Here is a 26,065-nt window from a genome sequence, read left to right on the forward strand (position 1 = left end):
TTCATTTAAAGCTATTAAATATTCTTACTGGCATACTCAAATGCAGCGATTATTATTGGTCAGTACTCGTTTCATTCATCTGACTATTACTTTACCGATTTTTTAGTAATCAACCATGGTTTTCTCAACCTGTTAACTACTTCCCTTACCCGAATAACCAGCAGCCATTTAGCAATCTGGTTTACCCGGAGAAATCAGAAATGATCCCTTCGCTGATTAAAAAAACTTTTCTTGTCATCCTTACATCACTGTCACTGATCATTACAGGTAACGCACAGGCCTTCAGCTCCGATGAACTGTTGATCTGGGTTGGTGGAGACAAAGCCTATGAGGGTATTCGCAAGGTAGGTGCCCAGTTCACGAAAGACATGGAGATAAAAGTTAAAGTCGAAATCCCGGAAAACATTACTGACCGCTTTCAACAGGCAGCAGCCTCCGGCAGTGGGCCTGATATTATTTTCTGGGCCCATGATCGATATGGTGAATGGGCAAGGAGTGGTTTGCTGGCCCCGGTTAACCCGTCACCAGAGTTCAAGAAAGGCGTTAACAATATTGGCTGGGAAGCCATGACCAGCAATGGCAAAATTTATGGCTACCCCATTTCTCTGGAAGCCATCAGCCTTATCTACAACAAAGCGATCCTGCCAACCCCTCCTGCCACCTTTGAGGAAATGTTTCCTCTGGCCAAGAAACTGAAGCAGCAGCCAGTCCCTAACAAGAAAAAGGAAAAAGGCATCATCACTATTATGTGGGATCAGGATCAGCCCTATTTCACCATGCCGTTACTGGCAGCCGATGGCGGTTACGTATTTCAGAAAACAACCAAAGGCTATGACGTCAAGAAAACCGGTGTAAACGACCAAGGTGCAATGGAAGGCGCCAAAATGCTGGTTGATTTAATCGATAAAGGCGTGATGCCACGAGGCGTGGACTATGGCGTAATGGAAGCCAATTTCAATAAGCAGAAAGTCGCCATGATGATTACCGGCCCCTGGGCCTGGGCGAATCTGGATAAAAGCAAAATCAGTTATGGTGTTGCACCACTGCCCACACTTCATGGCAAGCCCGCTAAAGCATTTGTTGGTGTGTGGGGGGCAGCCCTGAATAATGCCAGCCCCAATAAATCCATTGCCAAAGAGTTTCTGGAAAACTACCTGCTTACCGAAAAAGGTTTAACCGTCATGAATAATGACGTCCCTCTTGGTGCCGTAGCCAATAAAGCGCTGATGGAAAAACTGATGAAAGACCCTCGTATCGCAGCGACTTACCGGAATGTTGAGCAGGGCCTGATCATGCCCAATGTTCCGGAAATGGGTAAGTTCTGGTCTGCAATGGAAACAGCTCTACGTAATATTACCAGTGGCCGACAAAACTACCGTGAAGCACTGAACGACGCGGCAAAACGCATCATCAGCTAACCGTTTTCTGTCTGTAAAAAGAGGCCAGCACGCCATGAGCACATCAAGAGCTACCAGAAGTAGCGGTGCCTATCTGGTGATCGCCATTGTCGCAGTTATCGATCTGGTACTTTTATACGGTGTGACCTTGATGTATGCCCAGGGGGAGCTGGCTTTTGCCATGCTCGTGCTGGTTCTTGCAGCGGTAGGCTCCTGGGTTTTTATCAGTAGAAAAGGCTACAACTACCGCTATGTTTACCCCAGCCTTCTGGGGGTAATTACTTTTATTGTCTTTCCTCTGATTTACACAGTTAATGTCGCCTTTACTAATTACAGTTCCAACCACCTGCTTTCCCTTGAGCGGGTGAGGGCTATACATCTGGCGAAAACTTATCGTACGGGTGGCGAATCCTTTTCTTTCAAGATGTATCAGGAGGGGCCCAGCTTCCGCCTGATGCTGACCAGTGCCGCAGGTGGAGAGGAGCACTATCTGACGGAGCCATTTACCGACAGTGAAGAACCACAGTCGTTGAACGCCTTTGAGTCCAGCCATGTCCCAACAGGGGCAGTCCTTCCTATCCGGGAAGTCATTAAAAAACGTTCGATTCTTAAAAAACTGGATATTGTTCTGCCTGATGGCACCGAGCTGGCCATGACCAGCCTGAGAAAATTCGGCGCTATTGCCAAGGTTTACCGGCCAGATGACCACACTGACCGCCAATACCCGGAACAAAGCTTTGCCCTGATCGATAACCGCACTGAAGAGACCATTTACCCGGATATAGAGACGGGGTATTACACAAATGAAGACGGTACGGAACAGATTGGACCCGGTTTCACCATCTATACTGGCTGGGATAACTTTGTCCGCGTCTTTACTGACCCGGGTATTCAGGGACCTTTTCTGAAAATTTTCAGCTGGACGGTCATTTTTGCTGCTCTTTCTGTCGCCTTCACACTGGTCATCGGCCTGTTAATGGCCTGTCTGGTGCAATGGGAGCCACTTAAAGGTAATGGTGTTTACCGATTGCTGTTGATTCTGCCCTACGCTGTTCCGGCATTTATTTCCATCCTGATATTCAGAGGCCTGTTTAACCAGAACTTTGGTGAAATCAACCTTCTACTGGATATGCTCTTCGGGATTAAACCAGAGTGGTTCAGTAATGAGCTGTTGGCCAAGTCCATGGTCATCATTGTCAATACCTGGCTGGGTTACCCCTATATGATGATCCTCTGTATCGGACTGCTGAAAAGTATTCCGGATGATCTCTATGAAGCGTCGGGCATTGATGGCGCTTCACCAGCCCAGAACCTTTTCCATATTACCATTCCGATGATAATCAAGCCTCTGATTCCACTGCTGATTGCCAGCTTCGCCTTTAACTTTAACAACCTGGTTCTGATCGCCCTGTTAACCGATGGTGCTCCGGATATGCTCCATGCCACTACTCCGGCAGGAGCCACTGATATTCTGGTGAGTTACACCTTCCGAATCGCATTTGGCTCCTATGGTCAGGATTACGGTCTGGCCTCTGCAATTGCCACCGTGATCTTCCTGATGGTGGGTTTTATTGCCTGGATAAACCTGAAAGCAACACGGCGATTGCAGTAATGCTTGGAATCAACTTTTTTAACCACAAAGACACTAAGGCACAAAGTTCTTTTTGCAAACTCATTTTCACACAGGGGAACCATCCTGCATGAGTGTGTGGAAGCGATAAAAAGCGCTTCTCAGTGACTTTGAGTCTTTGTGGTAAAGCTTTTATATAGCCATACAGGAGACTGTGTCATGGCCATGGTGCAACCAAGAAATCTGAAATACCGGGTCTGGACAGCCCGTATTGTGATGTGGCTATTCCTGCTGGTTATCCTGTTCCCTTTTTTCATGATTATCTCGGTTTCTCTGCGCACCGGCAACTTTGCCACGGGCTCCCTGATTCCTGAAAACCCCAGCCTTGAACACTGGTACCTCGCTCTGGGCATCCCCTGGGAGAACGCCGATGGTTCTATTACGCAGCCTCCATTTCCAGTACTGACCTGGCTGTGGAATTCCATCAAGGTCGCCATTACCAGCTCTGCCCTGATACTGATTCTGGCGACAACCGGCGCCTATGCATTTGCCCGGCTGAGGTTTCGGTTCAAACAGCAGATGCTGACTGCCATGATGATCCTGCAGATGTTTCCAGCCGTACTCGCTCTCGTTGCCATCTACTCCCTGTTTGACCAGATTGGTGACTATATCCCCTGGCTGGGCCTGGATAGCCTGGGTTCAGTCACACTGGCTTACCTGGGTGGCATGGCACTGCATATCTGGCTGATCAAAGGGTACTTTGAAACCATTGATAACTCCCTGGAAGAAGCAGCAGCCATTGATGGAGCGACGCCCTGGCAGGCATTCCGCTTTGTTCTATTGCCTCTTTCAGTCCCAATTCTGGCGGTTGTTTTTATCCTGGCATTTATCGCCAGTATTGCTGAGTACCCCGTAGCATCCGTACTGCTTCAGAGTATGGACAACCTCACACTTGCTGTGGGCTCAAGGCAGTACCTGAACCCACAGAATTATCTCTGGGGCGACTTTGCCGCCGCCGCCGTTCTCTCTGGCTTTCCGATTACCATTATTTTCCTTGCCTGCCAGCGCTGGATTGTTGGAGGGCTGACCTCGGGAGGCGTCAAAGGTTAGAAAAACGTTTCCCGCTGTCCGCCTCCCGCTACCCGAAAAAGCCTAGCGGACTAACGGGCAGCGGGCAGCGGGCAGCGGGCAGCGGGCAGCGGGCAGCGGGCAGCGGGCAGCGGGCAGCGGGCAGCGATTTTTTAAAGGTGTTCTATGGCAGAAGTCAAACTCGTCAACATTGCGAAAAGTTATGACCAGGGACAAACCTGGACTCTGAAAGACATCAACCTGGACATTGGTAATGGTGAATTTATCGCTTTCATCGGCCCTTCCGGTTGTGGGAAGTCAACTCTGCTGAGGATGATCTGTGGACTGGAAGATATCACCAGTGGTGAGCTGAGCATTGACGGAGAAAAAGTGAATGACTGGCCACCCAATGAGCGGCGTGTGGGCATGGTCTTTCAGTCTTACGCCCTCTACCCTCATATGTCCGTTGCAGAAAACATGGCGTTTGGCCTGAAACTGGCAAAGGCGAAAAAGAGCGTTGTTGATGAACGGGTTGATGAAGCCGCCCGAATCCTCCAACTTCAGGCACTTCTGGAGCGTAAGCCCAAGGCCATGTCCGGAGGTCAGCGGCAGCGGGTCGCTATTGGCCGATCCATTGTACAGCAGCCCAGAGTCTTTCTGTTTGATGAACCTCTGTCGAATCTTGATGTAGCCCTTCGTGTACAGATGAGGCAGGAAATTGCCAGATTACATCGTCGACTTCAGACCACGTCCATCTACGTTACTCATGATCAGGTTGAAGCCATGACGCTGGCAGACCAGATCGTGGTATTGAGTCCGCTGGCACAGGGAGCTGCGACCAACCTTGAACAGGTGGGTAAACCACTGGAACTGTATCACCATCCAGCCAATCTGTTCGTTGCCGGTTTTATTGGCTCTCCCAAAATGAACTTCTTTGATGGTGTGATTGAAAAAGGTGGAGAGGAAGAGACTTATATTCGCCTGACTACCGGTGAAACACTGAAAGCCTTTGTCGATACCAGCAAAGCCGATCCGGGCTCACGCGTTGTGTTAGGTATTCGACCGGAACATACCCTCGCTGAAACCGACAATGGCAATGCCGTTGATGGACGGATTGAAGCACTGGAGCGACTGGGTGCCGAGTCCTTTATCTATATGAGCCACGATACCATTCGAGAGCACTTTATTGTGCGGGTAGAAGACTCCCTTCGCAGGGAAGAAGGCAGCAGAATTCGTGTCGAACTCCCCCCTGAACATTGTTATCTGTTCGATGCCAACGGCATTGCCTTCAAGAGAACCCGGGCACCAGAGATTGATCAATAACTTAGTGAGTCCACCATGCACGAGATTAAACAGATTGATGCTCTGGCAGAGCTCTGTGGTATTCCCGCCCATTATGTTGATGCAGCAGGCAACCCGGTCACTATTGAGACGGACTATAAACTGAATGCGCTAAAAGCCATGGGTGTTTCCGCTGGTAACGAGCTGGAAGTACAGGCCTCCATCGATGGCATTCTAAGAAAGCAATGGTCGTCATTGATCCCTGTCGTTCACGTGGTGCACTGTGGAGACCTGTTTACGATTCCCGTTCAGGTTGATGAAACTCATCGGAATGATTCGCTACAGGGTGAAATCATTCTGGAAGACAGCCGCTCAATTCCACTTAGTATCAATCTCTCAGAACTTCCCGAAGAAGACAGGCTCTCTGTGGACAAGCAAGAGCGGATACAACTGCTCTGCCCTCTACCAGAAGATCTGCCTGCTGGCTACCATGAGCTCTCCGTTACCCTTTCTATTAATCCAGACAGTACTCATCAGGAAAGTTGCAGCCTGATCGTCGCTCCACAGACCTGCTACGAGCCGTATATCCTCAGTTTTGAACAGCCCGGGCCTACCGAGAAAATCTGGGGGGTCAGTGTACAGCTCTACACGCTTCGCTCAGAAAACAACTGGGGAATGGGCGATTTCAGTGACCTTAAACAGCTGGTGAGCAAACTCGGACCAGAGGGCGCTGATATCGTCGGCCTGAATCCAATTCATTCACTCTACCCATCCAACCCTCTGCATTGCAGCCCTTACAGTCCATCAAGCCGGAACTTTATTAACCCCCTGTACATCGATGTTACTGCACTGAAAGAGTATCAGGATTCAGCCGAAATACAGCAACATGTAAGCAGTGATGACTTTCAACGCCAGCTACAGAAAGCAAGAGACTGTTCACATGTGGAGTATGACCGGGTTGCTTCACTGAAATTTTCTGTGCTCGAAATGGCCTTCAGCTATTTTGAAAAACACGACAAAGCCCACCAATCCTACAGGTCAGCCGACTTTGGCCATTATTGTGAAGAAAAAGGCAAAGACCTTGAGCTTCAGGCCACCTATGAAGCCCTCTTTGAGCATTTCAGATCCAGAGATATCAACAGCTGGGGCTGGAACTGCTGGCCTGTGGACTATCAGGATCCTGACAATTCCAACGTGAAGGATTTTGTTGCCCAATCAAAAGAGCGAATTCGATTTTATATGTACCTGCAGTGGATTGCAGAGCAGCAACTGGCTGATGCTCAGCGTGCTGCTACAGAGTCCGGCATGCGCGTCGGTATCTATCGGGACCTTGCCGTTGGCGTAGACCGGGGTGGTGCAGATGTCTGGGCACACCGGGACAACTATGTTCTCAATGCCAGCGTTGGAGCCCCTCCCGATACCGTTGCACCACAGGGCCAGAACTGGGGACTTCCCCCCTTTGATCCTAATATGCTGCAGGAACAGGCTTATACACCATTTATCGATATGGTTTATGCCAATATGCAGCACTGTGCTGCACTGCGCATTGATCATGTGATGGGAATACTCCGGCTCTGGTGGTGCCCACCGGATAAAACCGCAGACTATGGGGTCTATGTTAACTATCCGCTGAATGACCTGTTAGGTATCATTAAACTAGAAAGCCAGCGACAGCAGTGCCTGATTTTTGGTGAAGACTTAGGAACCGTACCTCCAGAAATAGAAGCAGCGCTGCCACCAGCCCATTTCTACTCCAATGAAGTCGTGCTCTTTTCCAGAATCGAAGATCATTTCCTACCGCCCGAAAAGTACAAACCACGAGCCCTGACCTGTATTTCCAATCACGATATTCCAACGCTCAGAGCCTGGTGGAACTGTAATGACTTAGATTTACGGCAGGAGCTTGGCATCTACGACACCGCCAGAACAGAGCAGGAAAAGGCTGCACGACATGAAGACAAACTGGCTCTGCTAAAAACCCTTCAGCATATTGGTGAAGCTCCTTACGGTGTAACCCCAGGTGATTTAAGCTCCATGGGCTATAGCCGGGAGCTGATGGAAAAGATCCATTATTACCTGGGCAAAACCGCATCCAAAATCATTGTGATCCAGCTGGAGGATGTGCTTGAGCTCGATACACCGGTGAACGTTCCCGGTACCAGCAGCGAGTATCGTAACTGGAGCCGCAAGCTGACCCGCAATATCAGCGAGATATTTGACAGTGAAGAAAATCAGGCATTCTTCAAAAACCTTGGTTTAACCCGAAAAGCTTGAAAACCCCGACTCACTACAATACCTGTAATAATTGTTAATCAGATATGAACAGGTAATACCATTTCCACCTTCTAAATATGATGTCGAGCAAGCCATTTTGGACAGCTGGGCAAGGCGGAATGACAAGTAATAGCAGGGCTATTGCGAGGAATTCCAACGAAGATCCAGCTGTCCAAAATGGCTGCGCAGTTCATGTTTAGAAGATGGAATTGGTATAATGGTAACGATAGATTTTCCTCCTGGAAGGACGGATGGCAGCCTACTTCTGCAGCCCAACAACTCAATGAGCTGGCGGCAAAACCTGCTGTTACTGGGGTTGATAGCGACGGTATCACTGACCATTGCTATCGGCTTCTACCTCGCAGGCGCCAAAGCCATCCTGCCCTTTTCCATACTGGAAGTCATCGCATTATCTGCAGGCATCTACTACTGCGCGTGGCAGCGACAACGAAAAGAGCTGATCACTTTTCAAAAACATCAGGTCACGATTCAAAAAGGATTTTATAAGCCACTGACCACTCATCATTACCACCGTCTGTGGTGCCAGTTGATCATTCGCGAGGCGTCCCACCCATGGAAGTCACCTTCCGTTCACCTTCGCTCTCACGGTAAGGAGCTGGAGCTGGGCTCCTTTCTAAACAGGCAGGATAAACTCATCGTGATTGATCGCCTGAAAAAACTACTCGGCAATGCCTATATGGCTTAGTAAATTCAGAAAAATGGCTCATTAAGTAAACATTTTTTTGCTCATCTCTAAACCCTGAACTAAATTCTTAAAAGACTCTGACTAGCTGGTTCACGGTCAGAGATAAAAAATCGGGATACCCAACAACCTTTCGTCGACGCTGTGTTATGTCATTCAATACAGTCGAATTTACACGACGCGCCTATTACTCCTCTTCCTGCATGGAAAGCAGGCCTTGCTTTTTCAACACACATTAACCGACGGCTACCTGCTTTTATGCCCATTCATCGAGAGTGAAGCGGCTATTTCAACAACATCAGGCCTGATTGATTGGCAGGATGATAAAGAAAGCCGGAGCCAGAGAAACACACAAGGTAGGCTAAACATGCTTTCCAGGCATCAATCCCCTTCAACTCCAGACACCGGGTTGAAAGCGTTATCTGAAATGGTTTCATCGGTATCCCGCCGCTCATGCCAGTACTGTGGTGCAGTGGCTATTGCGTCAGCTTCAACCTGCGCGATGGCAGTTACAGGTGATGATATTGACTTCACCGCTTATGCCCGTTCGGGCATAGGCAGCACCGATAAGGGCGGCCAACAATTATGCTTCAAGGCAGCAGGTGCGCCCTCTAAATATCGTCTGGGCAATGAGTGCGAAACTTATGCCGAAATGAAGTTTGGCGCGAACCTGTTTGATCAGGACGGTGTGCAGTTTTACCTGGATACCAACATTGCCTACAAGGTAGCCCAGCAGGATGACTATGAAACCACCGAGCCCGCGGTTCGGGAAATGAATCTGAAAGCGAAAGGCGTCTTTGGGGACGCACTTCCCGGTTCAACCCTGTGGGTCGGCAAGCGTCTCTATAATCGTCATGATGTCCATATGATCGATTACTACTACTGGAATGTATCCGGGCCTGGCGTAGGTATTGAGAATATTGATGTCGGTATGGGTAAGCTGGATGTTGCCTGGGTTAGGAATCAGAACGGTGTTTATTACTCCCCTTGGGTTGATGGGGTGAATGCGACCCCCCCCGCTCAAGACACTGCCCCTGGCTACAGGACTGAAAAAATCACAACCAACATCGTTGATTTTCGCTGGAGTGATATTCCCATAACAGACAAGATGAGCCTGGAACTTGGCTTAGATTACGGTGTTGGTAGTCCTCCAGATAACCTTTCTGCTGGTACTCATAACAAGAGCTACTTTGATAAAAACGGTTGGATGTTTACTGGCGAGCTGACTTGGGATGTACTGGGTGGATTTAATAAATTTGTCGTTCAGTATGCTACCGATGCCATGACCGGCCCAGGGACAGGAACGGCAGGCAGCTACATGCAAACCACCGACTGGTATAAGGGCAATAAGCTCTGGCGCGTGCTAGATCATGGTGCAATATCGCTGATGCCTAAACTGGATATGATGTATGTTTTGGGGATGACCGAAGTCAAATACGATAAAAACGATTTCTACCCCAACTATGGCAAAAAAACTACTTGGTATACTGCAGGCGTTCGCCCCTCATGGAACTGGAATGATCTGACCAGCACTACAGTAGAAGTCGGTTATGATCAGGTGAAAAATGCCCACTCTTCAGAAATTGATGGCGGAACGCTGTACAGTAGCGGTTTATTCAAAAGTAAACTCTGGAAATTTACTCTTGCTCAACAGTTCCACCCTCAGTTCGGTAACTGGGTTAGACCTCAAATTCGAGTGTTCGCCACCTATGCAAAATGGGATAAAACAAATGGCTACGTAGAAGGAACTGGTGAACCAACAGCAAACCCAACTATGAGCGCATGTAGCACTGCTCCAGAAATATGTAACGCATTAGGACTGGAATACTTCGATACCTATACTACAGCAGATCAAATCATCAACACATACGGCAGCAAGTCTGATGGCTGGACATACGGTGCCCAGATGGAGATCTGGTTCTAATCCAGCATGGGTAGGCTTCCAGACAGCCTACTATTTGCTATTTCCCAATACTTAGGCTCCCCCTTTCCGGGGAGCCGGTTTACCGTTTCTTCCTCGCCTGTTCTGCTTCAAACTTCTCCAGCCGTTTATCCCAGGTTTTAAAACGCTGACGGCAATAGGCATCCAGCTCGTCATAAGTCTGGAAATACAACTCACAGCCGTCATTGATCGGAGCATCAATCTCACAGGCTTCGTTACTGTGTTCACGGCAGATAATAGGGCGCTTTTCATAGATACCACAGCGATTATGCGGCAAGAGAAATTCGCACTTGGTCTCACAGAGTAGATACCACCCATTACCATCCTTGAAAATATGAACCCCCTTATGAGCGACCTGCCAGAGCAGCACATCAAACGCATGCATGCTGCGAGGGGTATCCAGCTCCTGGGTAATATACGAACAACATAGCGATGTGCACTGATCACACTTACTGCTGCAAGTAATGTCTCTGGTTTCGATCCGGTTAACCATATCTGACACGATCAATAATAAGTCCTGTTATTTTAAAAATTATTCTATACCCGCCGCCTTTCATGTTGCTACTTTGTTGGCTTCACTCGCTCACTGGAACGCCAGCTCGGCATGGTCACAAGTGCTTCTATGCTCTCATGGATTCGCTCATTTGCCGCCGCGTAGCAACTTGAAATCCATTGGGTATACTGAAGAAGCCCACCCAAAGCGAATGCTTGATAACACAATAAATAACTGACCAGTGTCAGTTACTTGTCGGTTTTACTTTTGCCCATCATTGCTACGAATCAATTTTCCTGAGATCCTCGACCAGTCCGGCTTGTGGGTAAAACACTCCCACTAAATAAAGCCTGCACGGCTGTTTTTGACTGTTTGATTAAGTATAAGTTCCCGATTCATTTGCTGTTCCCAGTCTATCCTGACAGCCTCGAAGCACTGCCCTCTCACCATGAGCAGGCAGCAATGGTTTAAGAGTGATATAACAACATTAAATGAGGGCTCATCCACGTGTCCACGCTCAACCTGTCAAAATCCGTTCTTGAGCAACTGCTCGCTGCCCGACGCCAGATACGTGCAGAGTTTAATGAGACTCTTCATCTTTCTGATGAACATCTCGAAGAACAGCTCAGCCACTACCGCCAGATCAGCAATAACCCGGAAACCCTGACCATACTGGATGCCTGCCTGACCTCACTGGGCGTAGCTCCTCAACTATTCAATTCGATTGAAGAACTGCCCCAGCAGAGCACCAGCCTCTCTCAACTATTGGAAAAAGCAGAAGCGGCCAAAAAAATGAAAAACGATACCAAGTGGTCACAGATGGGCAGCGCCGCCTCCTATTTTGACTAAAGCAGCAACCCGATACGTACACAGATTGCTGGCCATGGAAGAACAGTAGTTTCTGCATGGCCAGTTGCGTCCCCATATCACTATTGTGCGACACTTATTCATCATTGCTCTTTACGATCAGTGACCGACCTGCCTTAAGAGCAAGTATCACTTCATAAACTAATCTTGTATTGCTGCGTTTTCAGTTCCTTTGGCAAAACGAGTTTACGTTCTTATGTGTACGATGATTATCCGCAGTCTACCAGCAAGCTGCTTCATTACATCAATTCTAACAACAATAACGTTATCCGCTTCAGCTGCAGACCAGACCATCGGTACAGGGATTTACACAGAACCATTATCGGCCACGAATGGAGACACCCTGACACTGACAGGTAATATCACCATTGATGCAAAATGGGGACACAGTACCCCCGCCCTCAGCGTGGATAATGCAGTTCTCAACGGTACATTTAACAATTTATCAATCAATCTGGGCGGAACCTCAAAATACGGCCTAGAACTTCAAAATAACAGCTCAGCCAACTTTTCGGGCTCTATAACTGTTTCTTCTCAGGAAGGCCAGTCCGACAACATGGAAAGTCTGGTGGTAGCCGGTAGCAGGGCTGTGTTTCAAGGCCCAGTCTCTATCAATACGATTGGGGAATACAATATACCTGTACACGTATTATCTGGTGAGGTTACATTCAATGATCAACTCGATATCCTGACCGGCGGCCAGCACTCCTTTGGCATATTTACATTGAGAGCAGGTAATGATTCTAATACGTATTTAAATGGCTCAACAACGATCACAGTGAGTAATACGGGAGAAGCAATTACCAATGCTGGCGGCACCATACATATCAACGCCCCATTGACCGTTAACGCCAAAAATAATACCGCTATAGCCGTTGACGCAATGCCCAGCATTCAAGTCAGTACCGTTGGAACCAGAACGACACATTTGCAACCAGCCAGCCCACAGATCATCCGATTAAATGGCCAGATTCAGCTTTTAAGCCCCGCCGCTTTGGTTTTGCTGGATCTTTCTGAAGGTTCCCGAATTGATAGTCTCCTGAATATTTCTGAAGGAGAGATGCTGCTTTCCTTTTACAGCCCTCATGCTCAGTTTTCTCCTGTGACCGGCTCAACAGTTGGCAGTAAAGGGACGCTGTCCCTGAATTTTGAGAGCAGTGGTTTATGGCAAATCCCGCTGACCGCTGAATTTCAGAATGATACGGTAACTGGCACTATTCCGCTGACCATTCAGCCTGGCGGACAGTTGTCAATCACCGGTAGCGGTACTATCCAGGGACTGGTCTCCACGCCACTGGAAGCAGGTAACAGCCAGACTTATGTGCTGGTAAAAACTGAAAATGTTGATGCCAGCTATCAATATAATGGTATTGATGAGCTGCGGGCATCAACCAATACACCGGGATACAAACTGAACATTGAGCAGCAAACTACCGACAGCTCAGGTTATCTGCTCGGTGTGCTGACTCGCGAAGAAAATACGCCAGGACCTCGACCACCACTTCCTGTCCCGGTATCACTGAACTACCTACCGCACCAGGCATTACCTGTTAGCCTGATTGACCAGCTCACCTTTCGACAGTTGTTAAACAACATGGCAACAACACCCGACAACAGTCACCTTCCAACAACACAGTGGGTTGGTATAAGCAGTGGTGAGGCTCCATCTGCTGACAGCTGGTATCTGCACGTCAGCCCATTCCTGAGCAACCTGAAGGGGAAAGACTATAAACTATACAGTTTTGAGCAGAGCTGGAAGACAGATACTCGAGGACTTGGCCTTCAACTATTGAAAACACTTCCTACAGGTTACGCCAGTGCCGGATTCGCTACGGGTAACGGCAATGGCTGTACCAATGGCTTACCAGAAAGCGTACAGAGCAATTCAAATTACAGAGCCGTTTTTCTGGGTGGGAGCCTATCAATACCGCATGTTGATCTGCATATGCAGGCAGCTTATCAGAATGGTCGCCACAATCTGCAGCAATCCATACCAAATAGCCAGCTTCAGGCTCAGGTGGCTACTGACCTGACTGTGGTACAGGCAACGGTTCGCACTGGGCTGGCTATTGGTGACTGGCAAGCCCTGCCTTCTGCCAGCTTATCCTGGTGGAGTACTCAACAGAGCGCTTACCGACTTACTGTTGATGACACCGAACTTCAGATCAGTGGTGGGCGGCAGCACTTCTGGCAGGCAACCCCGCGGGTTGACCTGACCAGCCCCTTAATGCCAACAGTAAGCCCAGCACTCTCCTGGCAGATAACAGCTGATCTAGGCCATACGACAGTGATTGGAGAAAAGAATATGAGCACTCAGATTCGTGCGCATGACCAGAGTCCTGTCTTCATCCCGCTGGCGTCACCAGTGCTTGATAAACATTACTGGCAATCTCAGTTAGGGCTGCACGTCATTGGGAAACAGCTTGATGCTGCCATCAGCTATTGTTTGGACAAATCACAGCATCTATTTTCTCAGGCATTTACAGCTAGTGTAAGCTGGCTGTTTTAAAAAAATGTACCTTCCCCACTCATCTGGCATCAACTGATCGGATTCAATACCAGCCAATTTCCTTGAGACGATCACATCAACAGCCTAATAATTGCAATTGGTGAACAACCCCTATAGAACACCAGTATCTCCCAGTTACTGGAAATAGTGGAAACAGCAAAAAAATTAAAAACGATACCACGTGGTCACCGATGGGCAGCGCCGTTTCCTATTTTGACTGAGCAAACAATCTGGTACGCACATTAAGTAAACGACAACTATAATTTTTAGCACTTCCGTTTACAGGCGTGTACCAATGCTCTCCCTGTTCGACGGCGTATACAGCTCCTCCCTCCCCCCCCCAAAGAGCTCGCCGTTTTTTAACCGCTTCCCTGATGCTACTCATTTCAACACACTCTTACACCACTGATTATGGGTCTGGCGTCTATACCGAAAGCCTGAGTGCGAATGGAGAGAACTCGACACTTTCCGGAAATATAACGATCAACCTCAGTTCAAGTGCCACCGGAAGCGGAGCCGTCTTTGCTGCTCAAAGCGGACAAATCTCAGGGACGGTCGATAGTTTAAAGATCAATTTATTAAGTTCAGGCCTTAGCGGGATTGAAAGCCAACAGGACGGAAAAGTTGATCTGAAGGGCCCAATATCCATCACCAACGCCAGTGGTTTGGAACAAAACCATGGTATGTGGACGGGCTTTGACTTGGGAATGCACTTTACAGGCCCTGTAGATATCAATCTTCAGGGTATAAGCTCTTTTGGTGTTGCTTCAATGCCAGGGCAGATCACGTTTGATAACTCTCTGACCATTAATGTATCGGGAACATACAGTTCTGGAATTTACGCCTTTCCCATCAGTGATACCCCCGCCACCCTTCAACTCAATGGCACTACTAATATCACTGCCAGTGATCAGAATACCCATGCCCTGGCCATTTTTGGTGGAAATGTTTATATCAATGATGCACTTGATATATCCACCCAAAATGGCGCCAATGCCATAGAAATGGCTGCAATTAATCCAACATTTGGTAGCCTGCTGACCACATACAGTCCTTCTGACCCACAAGAGCCAAACCCTCAAAAGATCATGCTTGAGGGCAAGATTCATCTTTTTAATGGTTTCAATCAGATGATTCTTGATCTGGCAGAAGGCTCGATAATTGATAGCCAGCTTGATATTGCCCAGGGAAATATCAGCTGGCAATTTCACAGTCCCAATGCAAAGTGGATTACAATTCCCGGTTCTACCATTGGCAGTCAGGGTAATCTGATCATCAATTTTGCCAGCGGAGGAACATGGCAGGTTCCTGTATCCCTTAATAACCAGGTGACCAATTCTGCTGCTGTCGCCCCCCTGATTATTGAGCAGGGAGGGGAGTTTATGGTCAGCGGTCAGGGTACCGTTCTGGGTAATGTGCAAACCGACTTACAGGTTGGAGAGCAGCAGAAGTTTGTTCTGGTAAAAAAGAGCTTTGCAGACAATGGTGGTTTGAACCTGGATCTGTCTACCCTATCAACTCAAACGGACAGACCTGGCTATACGCTAACACTTGAGCAACAGAATGAGGCTAATGAGGGTTATCTCTACGCCATATTAACAAATCCTGAAGAGCCTGCACCTCCAGATCCAGGCCATAAGACACTCCCCTGGACTCCACTGGGCCCCTCATATTCTTCTTCAATAACACCCTCATCAGCAGCGATTGCCCAGAACAGCGCATTCAGCCAGCAGCTTCCGGTCAATATGGTGGATCAGATACTGGCCTCAAAACTCCTACAAAGCACGCTCTCAACGTCATTTTGTAAAAAGGCAAACAGCTTGGTATGGATCGGTCAGTGTCTTGATTCAACCGATGAACCTCTCGCCTTATGGGCTCTCCCCCTTTATGACCGTATTACAGGCAGAGAATTTGATGTGCCGGGCGGGCATATCGGCTTTAAGGCAAATATTCGTGGGCTTGGTATCCAGCTGGTAAAGGAAGCAAGCTGGGGCAACATTGGCGCAGGACTGTTCAATGGTAAAGGAGATATCAATTCCACAGAACTCGCCACGCCTGTGGATAGTGATGCAGATTATCTGGGTGGGCTGATCAGCGGTGCCTTGCGTTTTTCTCCCTATGTGATCAACCTGAGCGCAACTTACCTGCATGCCAAACATAAACTGCATCAATACAACAATAGCCACCACCTGAAGTCGAACACTAAACTTGATTTGGCTGGCGCACAGGCGGGTATGGCATGGCCCCACTATTATGGAGAGTGGCTGGTGACGCCTGCTGCGCATATCGAGCTCTGGCATACCCATCAGCCTGGTAATGAAATCACGGGAAATGGCAATAATATCTACACACGCAGCAGCGCTAAACAGAGTTTCAGGCAGCTGCCGCTCAGTGTCACCGTTCAGGGGCCTGACCTGATTTTCAGAGATAATACCAAGGTTCAATTATTGCCTCAGCTCGATATTCGCTTTATTCCCACCTGGGGTGATCGGGAGCTGCAAACCGAAGTTTCGTTAAACAATAACACAGGCTCTGGCGTATCCATTTCAAGTCCAAAAATGGATAGAACCAGCACAGAGCTGGGTATTGGACTGCAAATGGCGGGAGAGTTTCTGGATAGCAGTATTCGCTACAGTGCACGACATTCATCACACATACTCGCACAACAAATCAGTGCAGATCTTATCTGGAGATTTTGATTTCAGGTCACAATCTTAACAGGCACCCGACGACTACCCCAAACGCCAGGCTGCTTTTCAAAAACACCGGCAACCGGTGTACCACACTGCTGACAGAATCCCTTACCTTGCGAAGCATTAACCCCCCACTCACCCAGCACATACCAGTCACGTTCAATGAGCAGACTGTGGCAGTGATGGCAGCGAGTGCTACCACCATCAGAGTCATGGACATTACCTGTGTAGGCGTACCTGATGCCATGATTCATTGCTATTTGTCTGGCCCTAGTCAACGTGGCAGCAGGCGTACTGGCGTGATCACGCATCTTCCAGTCGGGATGAAATGCCGTGAAGTGAATGGGCACATCCACGCCCAGGTGCTCAACTATCCATTGACACATGTCATCCAGTTCACGATCAGAATCGTTTTCACCGGGAATCAATAATGTTGTGATCTCAAACCAGACAGAGGTTTCATGTTTCAGATATTCCAGCGTTTCCAGCACCGGTTGAAGCGCCCCTCCACAAATTTTTCGATAGAAACCTTCACTGAATGCTTTCAAGTCAATATTGGCGGCATCCATATAGCGGAAGAACTCTTCTCTGGGTTGTTCACAGATATACCCTGCAGAAACGGCGACTGACTTCAAATTCTTTGCATGTGCTGCCTGGGCAACATCAATGGCATACTCCAGAAAAATTACCGGGTCATTATAAGTAAAGGCCAGCGACCAACAGCCCAGCTGCTCAGCCGTATCAGTCAGTTGCTCTGGCGATGCCTGATCGGCCAGGGTATCCATTTCCCGGGATTTGCTCATATCCCAGTTTTGACAGAATTTGCAGGCAAGATTGCAGCCAGCGGTACCAAATGACAGAACCGGGGTTCCCGGAAGAAAGTGGTTCAGCGGTTTTTTCTCAATAGGATCAATACAAAAGCCGGAGGAGCGACCATAGCTGGTGAGAACAATCTGGTTGCTTTCACAGGCACGAACAAAACAAAGCCCCTGCTGCCCATCTCGAAGTTTACAGGCCCTCGGGCATAGATCACATTGGATTCTCCCATCCTCAAGCACATGCCAATAGTTTGTTGACACATTTCCGGAAGGTGTTTTTTCCCTCTCCATGATCCATCTCCAGACCAGGTTCACTGCCTGATCACCATCCTTATAGTAATAACCAAGACTATAATTATAGGCTCTACCCACATTATTTGAGCGATGCAATAGAGAGTGGTTTATTTCGCTTAAAATGTGCCGGTAGGTTCAGCCACTCTCGGGGGAGAACCCATAATGATTATTCGCCAACCTGCTGTCGCTGGTACCTTTTATCCAAACTCACCCCGTGACCTGGGAAATATGGTCAAAGAGCTTCTCAACGATGCCCTATCCAGGGATTTCTCACCTAAAGTACTGGTCGTTCCTCATGCTGGCTTCATATATTCCGGATCTGTCGCTGCCAGCGCCTATCGCCTGCTGCAGTCAATGCGTAAGAATATTCGCCGGGTTGTTCTCCTCGGCCCCAGTCATAGAGTGCCTCTACAGGGTATGGCACTCCCGGACTGTGAAGCATTTTCAACACCGCTTGGTAATATTCCTCTGGATATTGAGGCCATGGAGGAACTGAAACAATTCAGCCAGATAGAGACTGTCGATGAAGCCCATGCATACGAGCACAGTCTCGAGGTCCAGTGCCCTTTTCTTCAGGAATGCCTGGATGACTTCAAACTGATTCCGATCGTTGTTGGCGACATCAGCCCTTTAGCAGTAGCTGAGGTGATCGAGCATCTCTGGGGAGCAGAGGAAACCCTGATTATTATCAGCTCCGACCTCAGTCACTATCACACTTACGAAGAAGCCTGTTACCGTGATAACCAGACGGTTAAAGCCATTGAACAGCTCAGCTGTAATTTAACCGGTGGACAGGCCTGTGGCTGCTATCCTCTAAATGGCGTCTTGAAGGTTGCCCAGCATCGGGGAATGGATGTCATTACTCTTGATGTACGCAACTCTGGAGATACTGCTGGCGATAAAAGCCGGGTAGTGGGTTATGGTGCCTTTGTCATTCAATAGACAGATTATTTTTTCAGCAGAATCAGAATCCAAGCTGCATACATCCACAAAAAAGACTCTCAGCCACTGTCAGATGACATGAAGCAGTTATTCAGAGGCCCCGTTGGGTGACGATAAAAACCAGAAAGAGGCTATCAATACCTCTAACGAAGGAAAACAGGAATTTCTACTGTGCAGATCGAACCCACAGAAAGCCAGAAAAGAGAATTATTGCGCCTTGCCCGCAAGACAATCAGTGAGGGATGTACACGGGGCCTGCCGCCAGAAACATCACAGGAAAGCGAAGATCTGGCAGACTTCTTTCTACAACAAGCTGCCAGTTTTGTAACCCTTCAAAAGCGGGGGGTTCTCCGGGGGTGCATTGGTTCAACCGAGGCTCACCGGCCACTACTGGATGATGTTATCCACAACGCCTTCGCCAGTGCATTCCGTGACCCACGGTTTCCACCGATGACTGAAAATGAGTTGACCGAAATCAAGATCGAAATATCCATACTGACGCCACAAGAACGGATGGAAGTTTCTGACGAGAAAGACCTTTTGAAGCAATTGCACCCCGGCATTGATGGTCTATTGATTCGCAATCCTCAGTACACCGCAACGTTCTTACCACAAGTATGGAAACAGCTGCCTAACCCCAGGCAGTTTCTGGCTCATTTGAAAAGCAAGGCTGGTATGGTTCCGGGCTTGTGGCCTGAAGATATGGAGTGCTTTCGTTATCGGTGTGTTAAGTTCGAAGAAAGGAGAGGTTAATAGATGAATTAAGTCACCGGGACAGGATCGCCCGATGACCACGATTTTCAGTAAACCGTAAACTGGATCAATCAAACCACTTCAAACAGGAAGTGATTCTTCTTACCCAGTTTCACCAGAAAGAATCGACCGTACATTGCCTTATCAGCAGCAAAGCACTCAGGCAGGTTCATATTATCCGCAGCTCCATGGGCAATACCATTAAAGAACACGGCATTATTACCCAGCGCATCTTTTACCTGTTTGCCAGACTTCACCATACCCACTTCAGCAAACAGCTGAGTCATGGCCTGACCTTCCAGTCCAACCCGTTCAATCGTGGCACTTGGCAGACCATCCTGCTTCAACTGCTCCATATCAGTTTCTGAAAGCTGGGTAATGTCACCGGAAAACAGTGCTTCCGTAATTCGCTCAGCAGCCTTAAGACCTTCTTCCCCATGAACCAGACGGGTAGCTTCACGGGCAAGAATCCTCTGGGCTTCCGGTCTGCCCTGACGCTCAGCATCAGCTTGCTCAATGACCTCAATCTCTTCCATGCTCAGGAACGTGAAGAACTTCAGGAAACGATAAACATCCGCATCAGCCGTATTCATCCAGAACTGGTAAAAGGCATACTGGGACGTCTTTCTCGAGTCCAGCCATACCGCACCGCCTTCAGTTTTACCAAACTTGGTGCCATCTGACTTGGTAATCAATGGTACAGTTAACCCGAAGGCACGGGCCTTATTCTGACGACGGGCAAGGTCAATACCGCCAACAATATTACCCCACTGGTCACTGCCACCAATCTGCAGGGTACAGTCATAACGACGGTTCAGCTCGGCAAAGTCCATTCCCTGAAGCAGTGCATAGGAAAACTCGGTAAAGGAGATACCAGAGCCTTCCCGGTTAAGCCGTTGCTGCACAGACTCCTTGTTGATCATGGCATTCACAGAGAAGTGTTTGCCGATATCTCTCAGGAAGTCAAGAACATTCAGGTTACCCGTCCAATCCAGGTTATTGGCAACAACCGCTGAGTTGTCTCCACAGTCGAAGTCGATGAACTGACTCACCTGCCCCTTGATTTTCTCAACCCAGCCAGCCACAACATCCGGGGTGTTCAACTGTCGCTCAGCCGCCTTGAAGCTAGGGTCACCAATCAGGCCTGTGGCCCCACCTACCAAGGCAATCGGTTTATGACCCGCCTCCTGGAAGCGTTTGAGCACCAGTAATGGAACCAGGTGGCCAAGATGGAGACTGTCAGCAGTAGGATCGAAGCCACAATAGAGCACCCGAGGCTGTTCGCTCAAATGAGCGTCCAGTTCCTCGACCGCAGTGGTCTGCGCGATGAGCTGGCGGGCCTGAAGATCTTTCAGCAACGGGTTTTGACTATCGGACATTTACCTTTTCCTGCGACGATTCAACCGGAATACCGCGGTGGATGCCAGGGGCTCTGACACCAGATCAAGAAAATACTACCTGCCCATGAAGACTGGGCAGATAACTATCAATAAAAATCAAGCCGCTCAAAATACAACAAAATGCTGCTGGAACAAATGCCTGACCTCTAAATAACGTAAATTTCAGTATATTTTTCTTACCAAGCCTTTACCTCATTTGACTGGAACTAACGTGAAATCCTCACTGTCGAACCAATCCGAAGTGCATGCGAATTTCTGATGCATCGGCCGATTCATGCATCTTGCCGAACCCGTCCAATCAGGCACTGTTTATATTTCTGCCAAATCTCCACAACGCCGGTTTTATCAAAAAGGAAGGAGAAGTCTTTGGTTTATACGCAACCACTGTCGGCACAAACAGCTTCAAATTACCCAGCAGCTCACCAGGAAGCAAACACGCCCAGCCCAGCGGCCCCCAAAGAAACAGAATCCTCATCCCAACCTGAGAATACAGATTCAAGCTTTTCAGTTGGTGATGCAGTCTGGGTGGTCATGAGAACCATATCAACGGCCGCCGAATGTCTGAATTTTGTTTGCAGAAAAGTGGTGGTCCTAACCAGTGTTTGTATCGGTGGTTTTATAGGGCTGCTTCAATATGCGCATGAGAACCTGGGGAGTAGAACGGTTCAAAAGTTGCCAGCCGAAGACAATAACAGAATTGATCAGCAGCCCCCATCCCAACCCAGTGATAAAGTACAGCCCCTCCCCTCTCTCTCTCCCCCCCCTGTGGAAGAGTATGTAAGTAAAGGGGCAAATAGATGGAAGAGCTTCGTAGAATCCAGCACAACACCAGGTTCTACATACAGCTGGATGCAGCTTCTTGGCACGGCCCTTTCGATTATTTCATCCATATTGGTATTAGGTGTAGTGGGTTCAGCTATTCTGCATATTCCTGCTCTTCTACTAAAGCCCGTACCTTATATTAAACTCGATGAATCGATCCCCCCCACTGAGTTATCCACCCAGACAGCCTCAACCCTGCCTTTAAACCAACAGGAACCGAAAGCCCCAGCCCCTGATCCGGTGGTTGATGGTCAACCTCTGGACAACGCTGCCAGCCAACCTCCACCTCCTCAGATAGAGCAACAGCCAGCTTTTGTGACTTCCGGGGAATCAAGCCAGGGATTACTGGACATCCAGTCAACACCCTCAGTAGAAGCAAACAATATTAATCCGGGCTCCCACCAGCCCACCATCGCCGCAGATCAATACCAAACACCTCCTCCTCAAGAACCACTGACCAGTAGTGCTCACACAACCCAGCAACCGATCACTTCAGTTTCATCCCCGCAGCCCACCCTGAAAGCACCTGCAGATACGCTGCCCACCAATATAACTACCCCAACAGGACATCAGGTTCCAACCTCAGTTACTGTTGACACACATTGCCTCTCATGAAAGTTTTCACTCAATCTCGGCTCAACAATTTTATGCCCATAAAGCCTAGGGGGCGTTACCAACTGGCCATTCAACCAGTTGGTAACGCCCCCTAAGGATACGAGGCAATAACATAATTCGTGATAATCAAGACGCTAATTAGAAAAAATGATAATTGACCTTGTATTGACGTACCTTTTCTGACGGATATGACTTATGGTGTTTTTTACCGTTATAATTTACTTATCAGCACACTGTAGACAGCGTTAAAATCTTAATGAATAAAGCCATCCCGAGAGGCGCAACACGGATCAACCAGCGCCTGAAACAGTTTCCCAGGCGACACTTGCTACTGGCAAGTACTATCGCTGCCAGCATCATGGGATTGATGGCTCTTCTACCCTCTGGTGACGTAGAAGCCAAACGCAACGAAATTCCGATGCCCATTGATGCTTTCCAGTCTCAGGAAACGACCACAGAGCTGACCGGCAGTAGCACTCCCTCCCAGTCTTCCCCATTTATCAGTAACAATGATACAGATAAATCAGAATCATCGATCAAAGAGCTCGAACAGGAAGCAGAAGCCAAAGCATTGGCAAAAGCCGCATACGACCTCGAGCAAAGGCTTGGCAAATGGCACCATGTCACCATTAAATCTGGCGATAACTTATCCGTGTTATTTAATAACCAGGGGTTAAATGCCAGTGTTGTTTACCAGGTTGCCAACACGCCCAAGTATGGAGAAACTCTGGCTCGTATTCGCCCAGGAGAGTCCCTGGAATTCCGGATTAACCAGGAAGGAATCCTTACTCAGCTGCGTTATGTCAAGTCCAAGCTGGAAAGCATCTTTTTTAACAGAGAAGATGAAGGCTATCGAGCCGAACTCGTTACCCTATCCCCGGAAATCCGCCCCACCTATGCCAATGGCACCATTGAAAGTTCTCTCTTCCTCGCCAGCCAGAAAGCAGGTCTTTCTCAGAATCTGACGATGGAGCTGGCAGGTATTTTTGGCTGGGATATCGATTTTGTTCAGGATATCCGTAGTGGTGACAGCTTTAATCTACTCTATGAAGAGAAGTATCTGGAAGGTGAAAAACTCGGTGATGGCAATATTCTGGTAGCCAGTTTCACTAACCAGGGGCAGACCTATACCGCCATCCGCTATACCGACAGTAACGGTGATACTGACTACTACACTCCAGATGGAAAAAGCATGAAGAAGGCTTTTCTCCGCACTCCGGTCGATTTCACCCGTATAAGCTCGAGATTTAATCCCAACCGTCTACACCCGGTATTCAAAACCAAGCGCCCTCACAGAGGGGTCGATTATGCTGCCCCGATGAACACCCCCATTAAAGCGGCTGGCGATGGCCGCGTGCAGTTTTCCGGCTGGCAGAATGGTTTCGGCAACGTTGTGTTTATTCAGCACCCAAATAATGTTGTCACGGTCTATGCCCATGCCAATAAACTGGCTGGGCTGAAAAAAGGCCAGAAAGTTCGTCAGGGCCAGACTATAGCCTATGTTGGCCAAACCGGCTGGGCAACCGGACCTCATTTGCATTATGAATTCCGTGTCAATGGCGTTCACAGAAACCCGATGACAGTTAAGCTCCCGGATGCAGCACCGATCGCCAAAAGTGAAATGGCCAGCTTCAAAAAAAGGTCAGAGCTGATGATTGCAAGGCTTGAAAAGCAGAGTGAGACACTGCTGGCCACTCAGTAGCCCTTAAAGATCATCATACCCACAGTACACTGAGGCACAAAGCAACCAAACTTTACTTTGTGCCTCAGTGACTTTGTGGTTAACAATAATGGATTCCTAAACCTTCCTTCCAGAGGCGAACCATGTCAGATATCTATATAGGGCTAATGTCAGGTACCAGCCTGGATGCCATGGATGCTGCAGCCGTTCACTTTGATGGTAATAATCCATCACTCCTGGCCAACCACAGTACTGAATGGCCCGCCGAACTGAAGGGAAAAATTCAACAGCTCTGTCAGCCAGGTCATGATGAGATTCGTTTAATGGCAGAAGTGGATCCAGCCATCGCTTATGCAGCAGCAGAAACCGTCAATGCTCTTCTGGACAAAGCAGGACTTACCACTGATCAAGTCAAGGCAATTGGTAGTCATGGTCAGACCATCAGACATATACCAGAGCTAGGCTACACCCTTCAGATCGGTGACCCTAATATCCTGGCAGAGCAGACCGGCATCACCGTTATTGCGGACTTCAGGCGCAGGGATATGGCTGCAGGTGGTCAGGGTGCCCCACTGGTACCCGCTTTTCATCATGCTGTTTTTACCAGCAAAACTGCCCACCGGGTGATCATCAATATTGGGGGAATCAGCAATATATCTATCTTGCCTGCTGAAAGTAGTGGGCAAAACTCCGTAACCGGCTTCGATACTGGTCCTGGGAACCTTTTAATGGATTATTGGTGCCAACAGCAGTGGGGGCAACCTTATGATGAAGATGGCTTTCACGCTGCTCAGGAGCCTCATGATCCGATCCTGCTGGAAACCATGCTGAGTGAACCCTTTTTTCGGTTACCAGCTCCAAAAAGCACTGGCCGGGAACTATTCAACCCTGCCTGGCTCAACTCAATGCTTGAAGGCTTTCGAGGGCTGTCCCCGTCCACCATACAGGCAACTCTCTGTCGCTTAACGGCTCGTTGCATTGCCGATGCAATACAACAGCTTGCGCCCGATACTGATGAAGTTTTTGTCTGTGGAGGCGGGGCCAATAACAAGACCCTTATGGCAATGCTAAGCGAAGAAATACCCGGCAGAAGGCTGGGGCCAACGTCTGAACTTGGTGTTGACCCTCAGTGGGTAGAAGCAATCGCCTTTGCCTGGTTAGCAAGACAGAATATGTTGAAACTACCCGGCAACCTGCCAGCCGTTACCGGAGCATCGGGTTTGCGTTTGCTCGGTGGAAGCTATTTCCAGCCATAGTCTTTAATCATGAGTAACTAGACATTACATTACCCAGGTGTTTCCTTGGCAGCTAAGCATTCCTGCCATGGCCTGTTTACTGAAAATCCATTTAACATCTCCTCAATTCTCTGAACCAGCTGTACCCTCTTTTCATGACTAAAATGAGGGTACTTACATGTCACTATTTTATTGATTGACTCCCTGACCCTGCCTGAATCTCCAGCTCTAAAATCTTTTGCAAACTTTTGAAATTCTGACATGGGCATTTTGTCAAAGTGCCTCTTAAAGCTACTGCCTATGTCTGCCTTGAGCGACTCACAGGCAGTATCTTGAATGAATCTATAAAGCCTGTCAGCATAACTCTCTCTTGAGGAGGGAAGTGTGATCTCATCAACATCATCTCCTTCCATCAGCTGAGTAGATGCGCCCCCCTCTTTAGCCGACATATTCACCATTTCGAAACATTCTGGTGCAAAATCAGGTGGCACAACCTCAACGTCAACTGTAACCAAAGAGGGTAAAAAAGGTGATGATTCGTCCTCCTCTCCTTCATCTGAAGATTCATATTCTGCATGGACGGGAATGTAATTTAAATTGTGTAAACGCTTGTCGTTAATACTCCAAAATGGAGAATAACAATGAGCGTTGAAATCAACGAAAAACTGGTAGATCAAATAGCCAGTCAGATTAAAACTCAGGATGATC

The 26,065-nt window shown here is 48.4% G+C and carries 19 protein-coding genes; 15 read left to right on the forward strand and 4 right to left on the reverse strand.

Annotation, left to right across the window (positions count from 1 at the left end):
* Positions 1-200: 200 nt before the first annotated feature.
* From malE to lamB, 7 genes are all read left to right on the forward strand, one after another.
* On the forward strand, positions 201-1,418 hold the full coding sequence (malE, locus tag AK963_RS12160) for a maltose/maltodextrin ABC transporter substrate-binding protein MalE (RefSeq protein WP_066015725.1): 1,218 nt from the start codon (positions 201-203) through the stop codon (positions 1,416-1,418).
* A gap of 34 nt (positions 1,419-1,452) precedes the next feature.
* Positions 1,453-3,009 carry a maltose ABC transporter permease MalF gene (gene malF, locus AK963_RS12165; protein WP_066015726.1) on the forward strand — a complete coding sequence of 519 codons (1,557 nt, stop codon included), beginning with the start codon at positions 1,453-1,455 and terminating at the stop codon, positions 3,007-3,009.
* Positions 3,010-3,186: 177 nt separating this feature from the next.
* Positions 3,187-4,077 carry a maltose ABC transporter permease MalG gene (gene malG, locus AK963_RS12170; protein ID WP_066015727.1) on the forward strand — a complete coding sequence of 297 codons (891 nt, stop codon included), beginning with the start codon at positions 3,187-3,189 and terminating at the stop codon, positions 4,075-4,077.
* A gap of 144 nt (positions 4,078-4,221) precedes the next feature.
* Positions 4,222-5,358 (forward strand): ABC transporter ATP-binding protein, encoded by a 1,137-nt coding sequence (locus AK963_RS12175; RefSeq protein ID WP_066015728.1) that lies wholly within the window; start codon positions 4,222-4,224, stop codon positions 5,356-5,358.
* 15 nt (positions 5,359-5,373) lie between these two features.
* A complete protein-coding gene (gene malQ, locus AK963_RS12180) occupies positions 5,374-7,590 on the forward strand; it encodes a 4-alpha-glucanotransferase (protein WP_066015729.1) in 2,217 nt (738 codons plus the stop codon).
* 217 nt (positions 7,591-7,807) lie between these two features.
* Positions 7,808-8,296 carry a DUF2244 domain-containing protein gene (locus tag AK963_RS12185; RefSeq protein WP_066015730.1) on the forward strand — a complete coding sequence of 163 codons (489 nt, stop codon included), beginning with the start codon at positions 7,808-7,810 and terminating at the stop codon, positions 8,294-8,296.
* A 214-nt stretch (positions 8,297-8,510) separates the two neighbouring features.
* The gene (lamB, locus tag AK963_RS12190) at positions 8,511-10,217 is read left to right on the forward strand and encodes a maltoporin LamB (RefSeq protein WP_139117375.1); all 1,707 of its coding nucleotides are present in this window, start codon (positions 8,511-8,513) and stop codon (positions 10,215-10,217) included.
* 79 nt (positions 10,218-10,296) lie between these two features.
* Here lamB and AK963_RS12195 read toward each other — a convergent pair whose 3' ends face one another.
* A complete protein-coding gene (locus tag AK963_RS12195; RefSeq protein ID WP_066015731.1) occupies positions 10,297-10,728 on the reverse strand; it encodes a YkgJ family cysteine cluster protein in 432 nt (143 codons plus the stop codon).
* A gap of 507 nt (positions 10,729-11,235) precedes the next feature.
* Here AK963_RS12195 and AK963_RS12200 point away from each other — a divergent pair.
* From AK963_RS12200 to AK963_RS12210, 3 genes are all read left to right on the forward strand, one after another.
* Entirely contained in the window at positions 11,236-11,577 is a 342-nt protein-coding gene (locus AK963_RS12200) for a hypothetical protein (protein ID WP_066015732.1), read from the forward strand.
* A gap of 214 nt (positions 11,578-11,791) precedes the next feature.
* Positions 11,792-14,104 carry an autotransporter outer membrane beta-barrel domain-containing protein gene (locus AK963_RS12205; RefSeq protein WP_139117376.1) on the forward strand — a complete coding sequence of 771 codons (2,313 nt, stop codon included), beginning with the start codon at positions 11,792-11,794 and terminating at the stop codon, positions 14,102-14,104.
* Between the two features lie 374 nt (positions 14,105-14,478).
* Positions 14,479-16,803 carry a hypothetical protein gene (locus tag AK963_RS12210; protein ID WP_066015734.1) on the forward strand — a complete coding sequence of 775 codons (2,325 nt, stop codon included), beginning with the start codon at positions 14,479-14,481 and terminating at the stop codon, positions 16,801-16,803.
* Positions 16,804-16,805: 2 nt separating this feature from the next.
* Here the strand turns inward: AK963_RS12210 and amrS are convergent, their stop codons facing one another.
* Positions 16,806-17,906, reverse strand: a complete 1,101-nt coding sequence (gene amrS / locus AK963_RS12215) for an AmmeMemoRadiSam system radical SAM enzyme (protein WP_066015735.1) — start codon at positions 17,904-17,906, stop codon at positions 16,806-16,808.
* A gap of 165 nt (positions 17,907-18,071) precedes the next feature.
* On the opposite strand from amrS, the gene amrB reads away from it, so the two are divergent.
* Positions 18,072-18,851 carry an AmmeMemoRadiSam system protein B gene (gene amrB / locus AK963_RS12220; RefSeq protein WP_066015736.1) on the forward strand — a complete coding sequence of 260 codons (780 nt, stop codon included), beginning with the start codon at positions 18,072-18,074 and terminating at the stop codon, positions 18,849-18,851.
* A gap of 171 nt (positions 18,852-19,022) precedes the next feature.
* Positions 19,023-19,604 carry an AmmeMemoRadiSam system protein A gene (gene amrA / locus AK963_RS12225; RefSeq protein ID WP_066015737.1) on the forward strand — a complete coding sequence of 194 codons (582 nt, stop codon included), beginning with the start codon at positions 19,023-19,025 and terminating at the stop codon, positions 19,602-19,604.
* 71 nt (positions 19,605-19,675) lie between these two features.
* Here the strand turns inward: amrA and tyrS are convergent, their stop codons facing one another.
* The gene (tyrS, locus tag AK963_RS12230) at positions 19,676-20,983 is read right to left on the reverse strand and encodes a tyrosine--tRNA ligase (protein WP_066015738.1); all 1,308 of its coding nucleotides are present in this window, start codon (positions 20,981-20,983) and stop codon (positions 19,676-19,678) included.
* Positions 20,984-21,676: 693 nt separating this feature from the next.
* On the opposite strand from tyrS, the gene AK963_RS12235 reads away from it, so the two are divergent.
* The 3 genes from AK963_RS12235 (at position 21,677) to AK963_RS12245 (ending at position 25,378) form a co-directional block, all read left to right on the forward strand.
* Positions 21,677-22,441: a hypothetical protein gene (locus AK963_RS12235; protein WP_139117377.1), complete on the forward strand. Its 765-nt coding sequence runs from the start codon at positions 21,677-21,679 to the stop codon at positions 22,439-22,441.
* A 256-nt stretch (positions 22,442-22,697) separates the two neighbouring features.
* The gene (locus tag AK963_RS12240) at positions 22,698-24,143 is read left to right on the forward strand and encodes an OapA family protein (RefSeq protein WP_066015740.1); all 1,446 of its coding nucleotides are present in this window, start codon (positions 22,698-22,700) and stop codon (positions 24,141-24,143) included.
* Between the two features lie 122 nt (positions 24,144-24,265).
* Entirely contained in the window at positions 24,266-25,378 is a 1,113-nt protein-coding gene (locus AK963_RS12245; protein WP_066015741.1) for an anhydro-N-acetylmuramic acid kinase, read from the forward strand.
* 29 nt (positions 25,379-25,407) lie between these two features.
* Here the strand turns inward: AK963_RS12245 and AK963_RS33230 are convergent.
* The coding region (locus AK963_RS33230) for a hypothetical protein (protein ID WP_175404504.1) at positions 25,408-26,065 on the reverse strand (658 nt) is incomplete at its 5' end.

Source organism: Endozoicomonas atrinae, from assembly GCF_001647025.1.
Lineage (GTDB): Bacteria > Pseudomonadota > Gammaproteobacteria > Pseudomonadales > Endozoicomonadaceae > Endozoicomonas > Endozoicomonas atrinae.